The sequence below is a fragment of the Gordonia alkanivorans NBRC 16433 genome (assembly GCF_000225505.1).
In the GTDB taxonomy this organism is placed as follows: domain Bacteria; phylum Actinomycetota; class Actinomycetes; order Mycobacteriales; family Mycobacteriaceae; genus Gordonia; species Gordonia alkanivorans.
This window is the reverse complement of record NZ_BACI01000047.1, coordinates 20,402-32,751: the sequence shown is the minus strand read 5'-3', so window position 1 is coordinate 32,751 and position 12,350 is coordinate 20,402. Positions and strand designations below refer to the sequence as shown.

Sequence of the window (12,350 nt, the reverse complement as noted above, 5' to 3'; positions counted from 1 at the left end):
TCCTTGATCAAACGGTTGGGATGGGAAAAGCGTTGTCACAGAGCGGGACCCAGCTGAGTACCCGGCGGCGTCCGGGCGAGCACCCGTTCGATGTCCTGCGCGGTGTGACGGAGTTGTTCGGCGATCTCGGGAACCCGTTCCGGGGTCAGCCGATAGGCGGGGCCTCCCACCCAGATCGCGTAGGGCACGGTGCCGTTGACCCGAACCGGGCAGGCAACCGAGGCGGCCCCCGGCTCGAGCTCGTCGCGGGAGGACGCGTAACCCCGGTCCGCGGTCACCGCGAGTTCCTCGAGGAAGCCGTCAAGATCTCTCCCGCGTGAGGAATCCCGGAACTGCGGATCGGATTCGAGGTCCTGACGCACCGCCGCGGGATCACCGAGCGAGAGGAAGACCTTGCCGGTCGAGGTCGACCACGCCGGTTGCATGCGCGGCACCGCACGACGTCCGAGCCCGATGTTGTGCGGCGAGGCAGTCTGGGCGAGCACCATCACGGTGTTGGTGCCCTTGACCGCCTGGTCGAGTCCGCACGTTTCCATCGCCTGCGTGGCGAGCGTTTCCAGCAATCGGTTCACGTACGACAGCGCGGTGTCCCGGTCCGACGTCGGGCTGAGCATGAGCAGCACCGACAGGGACATGTGGAAGCGCTTCGTGTCCTCGTTGAGGACCACCCAGTCCTCGGCTGCCAGTGACAGCAGAATCCGGTGGCAGGTCGCCTTGGGGATGTCGGTGAGTCGGGCGACCCCGGACAGGCCGATGCCGTTCGGACTCGCGGCGACGGTCTGCAGGACGCGGAGAGTCTTCTGTACCAGCCCGGCATCGGCCACGGGTTCTCCTCAGATCGGTGTGATTGCAGGGGAAGCGGGAGTCGTAGGTGTCATTTGTATAGGGCAAACCGCCGATCGCGCAGGAAAGGACGGCTGAACGCTCGCTTGGCCGGGAGCTGACCCAGGTCGATGTCACCGACCACCAGCTCGTCACCACCGTTGTCCTCGGCCGTCGCCACCGTCTCCCCGTCGGGGCCGTAGATGGAGCTACCGCCGAAGTACTCCTTGGGTCCTTCGGCGCCGATGCGGTTGCTCGCCAGCACGTACATGCAGTTGAAGACCGCATGCGCCTTCAGCTCCAGGTCGAACGTCTCACGCGAGTACCCGTTGCCGGAGGCGATCGGGATGCCGAGCACGGTGGCGCCCTGTACGGCTGCGGTCCGGGCGAGTTCGGGGAAGTGCCGTTCGTAGCAGATGATCGTCGACACCGGGATACCGTCGGCGTCGACGACCTCGGGTGACTTGTCACCCGGACGGAAGTACGACTTCTCCGGGAAATTGAACGACAGCGGCAGATGCGACTTGCGGTAATCGAGGCGGCGTTCACCGCCGACGAAGACGGTCGCGGTGTTGTAGTAGACGCCGGCGGCCGCGGTCTTCTCGAAGATGGACGACACGATGGTCATCCCGTGCTCGCGCGACTTCTCCGCCACCATCGTGTTGCTGGGGCCGTCGAGCGGCTCACCGTAGACCAGGTAGTCGGGATCGACGGGCATGGGCGCCACGAAGGGGACCGAGAACAGTTCCGGCAGTTGCAGGACCTTGACCCCGCGGGCCGCCGCCTGGTCGATCAGATCGGCGACGACGGCGAGGTTGGCCTCCCGATCGGCGGTCGGCCGGAGCTGCAGGACGCCGGCGGTGACGATGCCGGGGGTGGTCTCTTCGGTGCGGGTCTTGTCGGGGGTGGTCATGCGGAAACCTTTGCGAGAGAACGGACAGTGTCAACAGGGATGGCGCCAAGCGGGAACATCACGGGCACTCGGACCCCGGCCGCGCGGTATTCGTCGATCATGTCGGCGGTCTGTGCGGTGGTGCCGTAGGCGGTGACGCGACGGACGAGGTCGTCGGGGACGAGCGGCATGGCCTTGCGGATGTCTTCCGGACGTGCCGGCCAGCCCGCGATCTCCTTGAGGCGGTCGACGAGTCCGGGTTCGACGCCGCAGTGGGAACCGATGTGCGGCTGCTGCATCAGGTACATGGTGAGGAACGCCTTGACCGCGTCCTTGGCATCTTCGGGGTTGGTGTCGTCGATCGAGCAGCAGATGATCTGGGTGATGTCGAGATCCTTGGTGAGCGTGCTGCGTTCGCGTCCGCGCTGCAGCGCGTTCACCGCCTCTCGGGTGTAGCTCGTCGGCATCAGGAAGTCGAGGTAGACGCCGTCGGCGAGCTCTCCGGACAGTTCGAGCATCTTCGGGCCGACCGGACCGGTGTAGATGGGAATGTCGACCGGCCGGTTCTCGGCGTACATCCGGTCGAAGCGGATCTTGTCCATCGAGAAGTGCTCGCCCTGGAGCGTCACCTCCTCGTTGGCGAAGAGCGACCGGCAGATCGAGATGAACTCGCGCATCGTGCCCAGCGGCTTGCGGATGGGGGCACCGACCTTCGAAGCGATCGGCTCCCACCAGGCGCCGACGCCGAGAATGATTCGGCCGGGCGCGATCTCGTCGAGCGTCTTGAACGTGACCGCAGTGAGCGCCGGATTGCGGGTCTTGTTGTTGATGACACCCGAACCGATCCGGACCTGATGGGTGCGGTCGGCGAGCAGGGACATGATGCTGATCGCGTCCCGGGTCAAGCGGCCTTCGGCCACCCACAGGCTGTCGAAGCCTGCTTCGTCGGCGACGTCGGCGATGGCCTTCGTCTCGTCCAGAGTGAAACGTTCACCGAGGTGAACTCCAAGGGGAATGGTCACATCACACCTCACAGTCGATGGGTCGGAATGATTCGGATCGGTTGGCGGGGAGAGGAATCGGTGCTCGTTCGCTCAGCGACGTCCGCGATTGGTAGCGACCGTGCCCGTACATCTCCACCAGTTCGCCGTCGCGGACGATCTGCTCTCCGCGCGAGAAGACTTGGCGCGGAGCTCCGCTGACCGACATGCCCTCGTAGAGGGTGTATCCGGCCCGGGACCGGTGTCGGTCGGCCGAGATGGTGTGCTCGGCCTGCGGATCCCAGATGACCACGTCGGCATCGGAACCGGGCGCGATGGTGCCCTTGCGGGGGTAGAGACCGAACGTTTTGGCCGGGTTGGTCGACGTCATGTCGACGAATCGGTTCAGGTCGAAACGTCCTCGCGCGACCCCCTGTTCGTAGAGAACCATGAGGCGTTCCTCGGCCCCCCGGGACTCCCGGCGGCACGTTCGGGAAGTAGCCGCGCCCCTGTGGTTTCTGCGGAGGCAGGTCCTCGGGCTGGTCCATCGTGTAGGTCGCGTGATCGGTGCCGACCGATCCCAGGACTCCGGTGGCCAGGGCGTTCCACAGCGGCTCTTGGTGCCTGCTCTCCCGGATGGGAGGCGAGCAGATGTACTTGGCCGCCTCATAATCCGCGTGTGAGTAGTCCTCGTACCCGGTCACGAGATAGTGCGGGCACGTCTCGCCGAACACGGGGCGTCCGCGATTCTGCAGGGCCTGGATCTCGTTCACGCCGTCGGCCGAGGACACGTGGACGATGAACAGCGGTGTGTCCACCCACTCGGCGATGGTCGCCGCTCGGACGATCGCCTCGCGCTCGGCGGCGGCCGGATGGCCGTGCATGTGGTGGTGCTCCTCGGTCAGGCCCTGTTCGACGAGCGCCTCGACCGCAGCATTGACCATGTGACCGTTCTCGGCGTGCACCATGGGCAGGACGCCGAGTGCTCTGGCCTCGGTGAACCCGCGGATGAGCACATCGTCGGGCACCATCAGTCCGGTGTAGGCCATGAAGAACTTCCAGCTGGTGGCACCGAACTCCTCGGTCAGGTGCCGCAACTGATCGAACGAGTCGTCAGAGTTCGCTGTCGCCGGCACCATCAGGTGGAAACCGAAATCGATCATCGAACCTTGTTCCGCGGCTTGCCGGCGACGGTGGAAGGCGTCGATCAGGCTCTCGCCGGGGAGGCCGCGGACGAAGTCCACGAACGTCGTGGTTCCGCCGGCCGCCGACGCGGCGCTGCCGGTCTTGAAGTCGTCCGCGGTTCGGGTGGTGCCCTTGAGGTTGTGGTGCTCGAAATGTGTGTGTGTGTCGATGCCACCCGGCAGGATGTAGTGCCCCTCGGCATCGATGACGCGATCTGCGGTCCACCCGTCGTCGGTGCCCAAGGCGACGATCTTGCCGTCGGCGATCAGCACGTCGGCGCGGAAGGTGTCCGCAGCGGTCACCACGTGGCCGCCACGGATGATGAGACTCCCTGTCACCGAACCACTCCCACGGCTTCGTCGGCGTGGACGAGTGCCTCGTCGAGGATCGACAGCGCGAGGTCGATCTCGTCCGCGGTGATGATCAGTGGCGGGGCGAGTCGGATGACGCTGTCCTGGCGGCCGATCCACAGACCGCGTTCCTTGGCAGCCTTCACGACGGCGAGGCCGGGGGCGGACTGCTCGGGGGTTCCCTTGAACGGGATCAGCGGCGATCCGTCGGCCCCGACGAGATCGATACCCCACATCAGGCCGAGGCCCCGAATGCCGCCGACGCTGGGATGGCGTTGCGTCAGCTCCTCCAGCCCACGCTGCAGGCGCGCGCCCTGGGTAGCCGCGTTCTCCACCACGCCTTCGGATTTCATGATCTCGATGGACGCGACGGCGCTGCCGCAGGCGAGCGGATGACCGGCGTAGGTGAGTCCTGCCGGCAGGGCGATGTCGCGGAGGACGTCACGGATGTGTGCGCCCACGATCGTGGCACCGAGCGGAACGTAGCCGGAGTTGATGCCCTTGGCGGTGGTGAGGATGTCGGGCACGACGTCGAACTGCTCGATGCCGAACCAGGTACCGAGTCGGCCGAACCCGACCATCACCTCGTCGCAGATCAAGAGGATCCCGTGCCGATCGCACACCTCGCGAATGGATTTGAGGTAACCGGGCGGGGGAACGATGGGCCCGTTTGTGCCGGTGACGGTCTCCATGATCACCGCAGCGACGCTGCCGGGGTTCTCGTACTGGAGGACCTCTTCGAGATGAGCAGCGGAGTAGCGGGGGTCGTCCACGTTTCCCCCACCCGGTACATAAGGATCGAGCATGCGCACGACACCCGGCGTGGTCAGGGGTTCCAACCCCCAGCGTCGCGAATCGCCGGTCAGTGTCATCGCTCCGGCACTGGCACCGTGGTACGAGCGGTATCGGGCCACGACCTTGTGCCGGCCGGTCACCGCACGGGCGATGGCGATGGCGGCTTCGTTGGCCGCGGCGCCGCCCGTGGTGAAGAAGCTTGAGGTGAGGTTCCCGGGGGTGAGTGCGTCGAGTTCGAGAGCCAGCCGGCTGCGCGCCTCGTTGGCGAATGTGGGTCCGATGAAGCAGGACTTGCGGGCCTGCTCGGTGATCGCCTCGACCAGCCGCGGATGTTGGTGCCCGAGATTGAGATTCACGAGCTGTGACAGGAAGTCGAGGTACCTGTTGCCGTTGCTGTCGACGAACCAACAGCCGGCGGCGTCGACGACGGTGATCGGGTCCGGGCCCGACTGCTTCGACCACGAGGTGAGCACGTGGTCGCGGTGGGCGCGGGCGATCCAGTCCGTTCCTTTCTCCGTCGAGGGCGTGAGCGTGCCGTTGCTCGTCATGGGTTCCTCCAAAGTGGGATTTGGTTCATCCAGTGAACCGGTGTCTCAGTGGGATGTGAGCAGCTTCGCCTGGCTCGGTTTCGGCCTTGTTACACAGCCGTTTCCATTCCGTTCGGAGTGAACATCACTGCCGCGCAATTACTTCTGCGGATGCTCTGACCTGCTGCGACTGGCTCGAAACCCAGTGTTCACATTCGGGCAACCTCCGCTAAACGACCGGAACGTTGACTCATTCACCGAACCGAGATCACGCTCAGTGAACCGAACCTGAGGTGGTCTTCTTCGGCTGTTCCCTCTCTCGTCCCGGTGACCCCGGGGCGATCCCTTTCGACAGAAGGACAACGCGATGAGAAAGCTGCCTTTCCGTGCCCTGGTGACCGTCTTCGGAGGCGTTCTGGCGCTCAGTGCCTGCGCGGCGACCGACGAGGGCAACGATGACGTGGTGACCGTGGCGACGTCGGCCAACTACGCGCCGTTCACCATGGTCGAGACCTCCGGGGACCTGACCGGCTACGCGATCGACATCGCGGAGGAGATGGGTGAGCGCATGGGCGCCACGGTCAAGTTCGAGAAGGTCGACTACAAGTCCCTGCTGCAGGGTGTCACCACCGGTCGCTACGACATGTCCGACGGTTCGGTGGTGTTCACCGAGGAGCGGGCGAAGCAACTCGACTACACCCACCCGGTCGCGTCCAGCGGATCGGTGGCGATGATCCGGTCCGCCGACAAGGCGAAGATCACCGGTCTCGACTCCTCGCTGGCCGGCGTGCGGATCGGCGCCGTCGACGGCAGTGTCCAGCAGCAATGGGCGCTGGCGAACAAGGCCGACCTCGGCTACTCCGATCTCGTCGCGTACGCGGGACCGTCGCAGGCGATCCTGGACCTGAAGAACGGTCGCATCGACGCGATCGTCTACGACACCATCAACGCGCTGTACTACGCCCAGAAGAACCCGGCCGACGGCGTCGCCCCGGTCGGCGATTCGGTCAACCCCTCGATCGTGGCCGCGACCACCAAGAAGGGCAACACCGATCTGCTCGACCGCGTCAACAAGGCCCTGACCGAGATGTACTCCGACGGGACCATCGGATCGCTGCAGGAGGAGTGGTTCGGTCAGGCACTCCCGACCCCGACGTCACTGGATGCGGCCGATCCGTTCCCGCTCGCGCCCACCAAGTCGGACCGGTAGTCCGCGGACCGGGTTGGTGACGACATGACATTCGACGCACAGGTATGGGGTGAGTACCTCGGTGCGCTCCTGGACAGCCTGTGGGCGACCATCTGGCTGTTCCTCGGGAGCATGGCGATCGGTACGGTCGGCGGCGCACTGCTCGCCTTGATGCGCACCACCCCGGTATGGCCGGTGCGCGCCGTATCCATCGCCTTCACCTGGGTCTTCCGTGGCCTTCCGCCGCTGGTGATCCTGTTCTTCACGTACTTCGGACTGCCGGCACTCGGTGTGGCGCTGACGCCGATGGCCGCGGGAATCCTGGGCCTCGGCCTGACCGCCGCGGCCTACACCGCGGAGATCTTCCGCAGTGGGTTGTCCGCGGTCGACCGCGGACAATGGGAGGCCGCGCAGGCCCTGGCGATGACTCCGACGCACTACATGTGGCGGGTCATCGCACCCCAGGCCTTCCGGGTCAGCATCCCGCCCTATTTCAGCAACGCCATCACCGCGCTCAAGGCGACGTCACTCGCGAGCACCATCACGGTCGCCGAGATCACCGGAACCGCGAACAGGTTGATCAGCACCACCTTTCAGCCGCTGGAGATCCTGACGATCGTCGCGATCATCTACCTGCTGCTGAACACGGTGCTGGTGTTGTTGCAGTTCCTGTTCGAGCGTGCGTTCGCACTGAAGTCATGAGCACGGTGGTCACGAGCACCGGAATCATGCGAGCCGAAGGAGTCCTGGCATGACTACACCCATCATCGAGATCTCCGGTCTCCGTAAGAGTTACGGAGACCGCGAGATCCTCCACGGCGTCGATCTCACCGTGAACCAGGGCGAGGTGGTCGCCCTGATCGGGCCGTCGGGCGCGGCGAAGACAACTCTGCTCCGTTGCCTGAACCTGCTCGAGACGCCGAGTGCGGGGGCCATCGACATCCTGGGCAAACGTGTCTCCGGACCGGATGCGAAGGGACGGCAGAAGCACCTCCGCGGACGCGAGCTCCGCGAGTTGCGTCGCGATGTGGGCATGGTATTCCAGTCCTTCAACCTCTTTCCGCACATGAGTGTGATCGAGAACGTCATGGACTCGCCGGTGAAGTCGCTGGGACAGCCGCGGGCGGAGGTACGTGCCCGAGCGATCGAACTGCTGGAGGAGGTCGGCCTCGGGGACCGAATCGACGCCTACCCCGGCCAGCTCTCCGGTGGGCAGAAGCAACGTGTGGCCATGGCGCGGACGCTCGCCATGCAACCGCGCGTGGTCCTTTTCGACGAGGTCACCTCAGCGGTCGATCCGGAGATGAAGGCCGAGATTCTGCTGGTCATGAAAAGGCTTGCCACGAAGGGGCTCACGATGATCAGCGTGACGCACGAAATGGGATTCGCCGAGCAGGTCTCCGATCGGGTCGTCTTCATGGAACAGGGGCAGATCGTCGCCCAGGGCGGCCCGGAGCTCATCGCCAAGCCGCCCACCGCGCGACTGGCCCGATTCGTCAACGCAGTCGTCGATCCGGTCGGTGTGGCGATCGCCCAGGACCAGGACCAGGACCAGGACGAGGGCCCGTCCGAACAGCGTTAGACGGCTGCCTCGTTCGCGCGGTCGGACATCGCCAGGTGGTGTCGGTCGTCGAAGCGAATGGTGAACGCCGCCAGCACAACTCCTACGACGACCACGCCGAGCGTGGCGGTTCCGCGCTAGAGTCCGACGCGCTCGAGCGCCTCGTCGAACTCCTCGGATGCTTCTTTCTCGGTCTTGCCGTCGGCGAGTGCCTGCCGGTACACCGCGAACAGTTCGGTGCTGCGTTCGGAATAGCGTCGGGTCCAGCGTTCGCTGTCCTGTCGCCAGTAGCCGATCACGTCGTAGGACTCCCGACCCCACCGCAGCTCGCTGCGCAGGTGCTTGCGGACCGCTCGTGACTCCGAGGCCTCCCCGGCGAACCAGCAGTATCCGGCGGTGTCCGGGAGGTCCAGGGTTGCGACTGTCTCGGCCAACCGGCTCGGCGTCCGTCCGTTGCCGCCGATCAGCGTGACCATCTCGACCTCGCGGTCGGGTAGGTAGGCGAGGTCGGTCGGCGACGGCACCTCGGCCACCACGGTCAGGCCGTCGGTCGACGGGAGTTCTTCGACGATCCGCGCGAGCGCGGGGAGTCCGGCGAGGTCGGCGGCCAGCACGAGTCGGCTGGTCTGGACCGGCGGAGTGAACCAGCTGCGGGCGTGCGTCATGACGACGTCGTGGCCGGGTTCGGTGCGCTGGGCCCAGGTGGTCGCCGGCCCTGCGGCGTGGATGACGAAATCGACGACGACGGTTCCCGCCACCGGGTCAGCGGCGCGGATCGAGTAGTTGCGCCCATCCGGCGCGGGAACGGTCTCGTAGTAGGCCCAGACTCCGTCCCGGCATTCCATGTCCGGCGTCGAGCGCTGCGACTCGAAAGGGAAGTAGATACCCACCGCCTCGTCGGCGACGCCGGGCAGTCCCAGGCCGGCCAGGTCATCGACGTCGAACGTCAGACGTCGCAGGTTGGGCGTCAGGTCGTCGACCCCGCGGACGCGTGCTCTCGAGTAGCCCATGAGGCCACCCTAACCTCACTACCGCCGAACACCCGGGGTCTGGCCTCTGTTACTAGGATATGCAACCATCTGTGGAGGCCTGTCGGTGTGGAGAGGAGTTTCGATCGTGTCGGAACAATCAGTGCTGGTCCCGTCTGTCCTGACGGAGGAGAACGGGTCGGCGCGGTCGCTGATCCTCAACCGTCCGAAGTCGATCAATGCGATCGATCACGAGATGGCCACCGAGATCGCGGAGCGACTCGACGAATGGGCCGGTGACGACTCGGTCGCGGCCGTCGTTCTCTACGGCGCCGGCGAGCGTGGACTGTGCGCGGGCGGCGACATCGTCGCGATCCACCGCGACGCCTCGGCGCTCAGCGGCAATCCCGACTCAACCGACATCGACGCCGAGAACTCGCCGTCGGCGAGGTTCTGGTTCGACGAGTACCGCTTGAACGCGGCGATCTCGAGCTACCCCAAGAGTTACGTCGCGATCATGGACGGCATCGTGATGGGCGGCGGTGTCGGCGTCTCCGCACACGGCAACGTGCGCATTGTGACCGACCGGACCCGTCTGGCCATGCCCGAGGTCGGCATCGGCTTCGTCCCCGATGTCGGTGGTACGCACCTGCTCTCGCGTGTTCCGGACGGACTCGGCCTGTATGCCGGCCTCACCGCGGCCCACCTCCGTGGTGCCGACGCGATCGCGATGGGGCTCGCCGACCACTTCGTCCCCTCCGAGTCGCTGCCCGCGTTCATCGAGGCCATCGGGGCCTCCGGCGTCGACGCCGCGATCGCTGAGTACGCCACCGAGGCTCCCGAGTCCGAGCTCGCCGCCCAGCGTGGGTGGATCTCCGAAGCCTTTGCCGCCGAGACCATCTCGGGGATCATCGAGCGTTGCCACGTGGTCGGTACGGAGGCGGCGACCAAGACTGCCGACACCATCGCGGCCAAGAGCCCCACTGCGCTCGCGGTCACGCTGCGGTCGCTGCGCGAGGCCGCGAACGACGCGACCCTCGAGGACACCCTGGTCCGCGAATACCGCGTCTCCCTCCGGTGCCTCCTGCATCCCGACATGGCCGAGGGCATCCGCGCACAGGTCATCGACAAGGACCGCAACCCGAGTTGGGCAGAATTCTCGGAGGCGGACGTCGACGCGTTCTTCGCGCCGCTGCCGCACGACCTGACGTTCTCTGCCTGACCGACCACCTCAACCGGAAGAAGGAAGCACGTGACCGAATACCAGACCATCCTCGTCGAACGCCGCGGCCGGGTCGGCATCATCACCCTCAACCGCCCGAAGGCGCTCAACGCCCTCAACTCCGAGCTCATGAACGAAGTGGTCGGCGTCGTCAAGGAATTCGACGTCGACGAGGCCATCGGTGCCATCGTCATCACCGGTTCCGAGAAGGCGTTCGCCGCCGGCGCGGACATCAAGGAGATGTCCACCAAGACCTACGCCGAGGTCGCGAACCAGCAGTTCTTCGGCGCCTGGGACGAGCTGGCACGCACCCGCACCCCGATCGTCGCCGCGGTCACCGGCTACGCCCTCGGCGGCGGCTGCGAACTCGCCATGCTCTGTGACTTCATCATCGCCGGCGACAACGCCGTCTTCGGTCAGCCGGAGATCAACCTCGGCGTCATCCCGGGCATCGGTGGCTCGCAGCGCCTCACCCGCGCCGTCGGCAAGGCCAAGGCGATGGACATGATCCTCACCGGCCGCAACATGAAGGTCGACGAGGCCGAGCGTGCGGGCCTCGTGTCGCGCGTCTTCCCCAAGGAAGAAGCCCTCGCCAAGGCCATCGAGATCGCCGAGGTCATCGCCTCCAAGTCGCTCATCGCGTCGGCCCTCGCCAAGGAAGCCGTCAACCGCGCCTTCGAGTCGGGCCTGACCGAGGGCGTCCGCGCCGAGCGGGGCCTCTTCTACTCGACCTTCGCCACCGACGACCAGACCGAGGGCATGGCCGCCTTCGTCGAGAAGCGGGACCCGAACTTCACGCACCGCTGATCCCTGAAACACCAGCAATCCCACCCTTTTTCGGTATTCCCACCCCCGTCGCGCACGGCGGGAATACGGAAAAAGGGTGGGATTGCGGCGTTCAGGAGAGCGTGCGCAACACCGCCACCGCCCGTTCGATGAGCGGGGTTCGACGAGCCGCCGCGTAGGCGGCCGCCAGAGCCACCTGGTCGATCGGTGCGGACAGGGGCCGGTAGACGACGCCGGCCACGCCGAGCGCCGAGGTCGGTTCGGGCACGATCGCCACTCCGAGTCCGGCCGCGACCAGAGTCACGAGCGTCGACGTCTCCTCGACCTCGTGTCGGATGCGCGGCACGAAACCCGCGCGCTCGGACGCGGCCGCCAGCACCCCGGCGAGCACCGACCGCCCCCCGCCGACGTGTGAGATGAAGTCCTCGCCGCGGAGCCGGCCGATCTCCACCGCCTCGTCCTCGGGGGTGTCGGCGAGCGGATGATCGGCGGGCAGAGCGACGATCAGCCGGTCCCGTCGGATCGATTCGACGTGGAGGCCCGGGGTCTCCACCGGCATGCGCAACAGGGCGAGGTCGATGTCGCCCGACGCCAGAGCCGCCAGCTGTTCCGATGCCAGCATCTCGCCCCGGACGCTCACGTCCACGTCGGGCAACACCTCACGCAGCGCGCGCACGAACTGGGGGAGCAGGGAGTAGGTCGCCGAACCTACGCAGCCGATCGCGAGATTGCCCTGCCGGCCGTCGGCGATGCGCTGCGCGCGACGGGCGGCGGCGTCGACCGAGTCGAGGATCGCCTCGACCTGACGCAGATAGTCCTGGCCTGCGGCGGTCAGCTCGACGCGCCGTGTGGAACGGACGAGCAGGGCCACGCCGAGTTCGTCCTCGAGCTGTTTGATCTGCTGGGAGAGCGGCGGCTGGGCGATGTGCAGCCGCTGTGCCGCCCGACCGAAGTGCAACTCCTCGGCGACCGCGCGGAAGTAGCGCAGGTGGCGTAGCTCCATGTGCTCATCGTACCGATTGATATTCCTGAGATATCAAAAACCGGCAAATGGATACTTCTCCATATAGCCG

At 66.2% G+C, this 12,350-nt stretch carries 12 protein-coding genes and 1 pseudogene; 5 read left to right on the top strand and 8 right to left on the bottom strand.

All coding sequences use genetic code 11. The features are described from left to right. Window positions 1-35 precede the first annotated feature (35 nt). From GOALK_RS07260 to GOALK_RS07240, 6 genes and pseudogenes are all read right to left on the bottom strand, one after another. The gene (locus tag GOALK_RS07260) at window positions 36-824 is read right to left on the bottom strand and encodes an IclR family transcriptional regulator (RefSeq protein WP_006358156.1); all 789 of its coding nucleotides are present in this window, start codon (window positions 822-824) and stop codon (window positions 36-38) included. A 50-nt stretch (window positions 825-874) separates the two neighbouring features. After that, window positions 875-1,735, bottom strand: coding sequence for a carbon-nitrogen hydrolase family protein (locus tag GOALK_RS07255; RefSeq protein ID WP_006358155.1), 861 nt, complete (start codon window positions 1,733-1,735; stop codon window positions 875-877). Further along, window positions 1,732-2,736 (bottom strand): LLM class flavin-dependent oxidoreductase, encoded by a 1,005-nt coding sequence (locus GOALK_RS07250; RefSeq protein WP_006358154.1) that lies wholly within the window; start codon window positions 2,734-2,736, stop codon window positions 1,732-1,734. Before GOALK_RS07250 ends, GOALK_RS07255 begins: the two co-directional genes overlap by 4 nt. A gap of 1 nt (window position 2,737) precedes the next feature. Further along, the gene (locus GOALK_RS24490; protein WP_269320238.1) at window positions 2,738-3,364 is read right to left on the bottom strand and encodes an amidohydrolase family protein; all 627 of its coding nucleotides are present in this window, start codon (window positions 3,362-3,364) and stop codon (window positions 2,738-2,740) included. Then, window positions 3,312-4,151 (bottom strand): annotated as a pseudogene (locus GOALK_RS24485) (amidohydrolase family protein); the annotation flags it as partial. The pseudogene GOALK_RS24485 and the gene GOALK_RS24490, both read right to left, overlap by 53 nt. 62 nt (window positions 4,152-4,213) lie before the next feature. Continuing rightward, the gene (locus GOALK_RS07240) at window positions 4,214-5,572 is read right to left on the bottom strand and encodes an aminotransferase class III-fold pyridoxal phosphate-dependent enzyme (RefSeq protein ID WP_006358152.1); all 1,359 of its coding nucleotides are present in this window, start codon (window positions 5,570-5,572) and stop codon (window positions 4,214-4,216) included. 346 nt (window positions 5,573-5,918) lie between these two features. Between GOALK_RS07240 and GOALK_RS07235 the strand changes: the two genes are divergently transcribed. Genes GOALK_RS07235 through GOALK_RS07225 form a run of 3 tightly spaced genes read left to right on the top strand, consistent with a single transcriptional unit; the run spans window position 5,919 to window position 8,322 of the window. Beyond that, window positions 5,919-6,761, top strand: a complete 843-nt coding sequence (locus GOALK_RS07235; protein ID WP_006358151.1) for a substrate-binding periplasmic protein — start codon at window positions 5,919-5,921, stop codon at window positions 6,759-6,761. Between the two features lie 24 nt (window positions 6,762-6,785). Continuing rightward, window positions 6,786-7,442 carry an amino acid ABC transporter permease gene (locus tag GOALK_RS07230; protein ID WP_006358150.1) on the top strand — a complete coding sequence of 219 codons (657 nt, stop codon included), beginning with the start codon at window positions 6,786-6,788 and terminating at the stop codon, window positions 7,440-7,442. 49 nt (window positions 7,443-7,491) lie between these two features. Further along, window positions 7,492-8,322 carry an amino acid ABC transporter ATP-binding protein gene (locus GOALK_RS07225; RefSeq protein ID WP_006358149.1) on the top strand — a complete coding sequence of 277 codons (831 nt, stop codon included), beginning with the start codon at window positions 7,492-7,494 and terminating at the stop codon, window positions 8,320-8,322. A gap of 116 nt (window positions 8,323-8,438) precedes the next feature. Here GOALK_RS07225 and GOALK_RS07220 read toward each other — a convergent pair whose 3' ends face one another. Continuing rightward, complete coding sequence (locus tag GOALK_RS07220; RefSeq protein WP_006358148.1) at window positions 8,439-9,311, bottom strand: siderophore-interacting protein; 873 nt, start codon at window positions 9,309-9,311, stop codon at window positions 8,439-8,441. Window positions 9,312-9,417: 106 nt separating this feature from the next. Here GOALK_RS07220 and GOALK_RS07215 point away from each other — a divergent pair, with 106 nt between their 5' ends. Both GOALK_RS07215 and GOALK_RS07210 read left to right on the top strand, forming a co-directional pair. Further along, window positions 9,418-10,491, top strand: a complete 1,074-nt coding sequence (locus GOALK_RS07215) for an enoyl-CoA hydratase/isomerase family protein (protein ID WP_006358147.1) — start codon at window positions 9,418-9,420, stop codon at window positions 10,489-10,491. A gap of 30 nt (window positions 10,492-10,521) precedes the next feature. After that, window positions 10,522-11,298, top strand: a complete 777-nt coding sequence (locus tag GOALK_RS07210) for an enoyl-CoA hydratase (RefSeq protein WP_006358146.1) — start codon at window positions 10,522-10,524, stop codon at window positions 11,296-11,298. 91 nt (window positions 11,299-11,389) lie between these two features. Here GOALK_RS07210 and GOALK_RS07205 read toward each other — a convergent pair whose 3' ends face one another. After that, the gene (locus tag GOALK_RS07205) at window positions 11,390-12,280 is read right to left on the bottom strand and encodes a LysR substrate-binding domain-containing protein (RefSeq protein WP_006358145.1); all 891 of its coding nucleotides are present in this window, start codon (window positions 12,278-12,280) and stop codon (window positions 11,390-11,392) included. Between the last annotated feature and the right edge of the window lie 70 nt (window positions 12,281-12,350).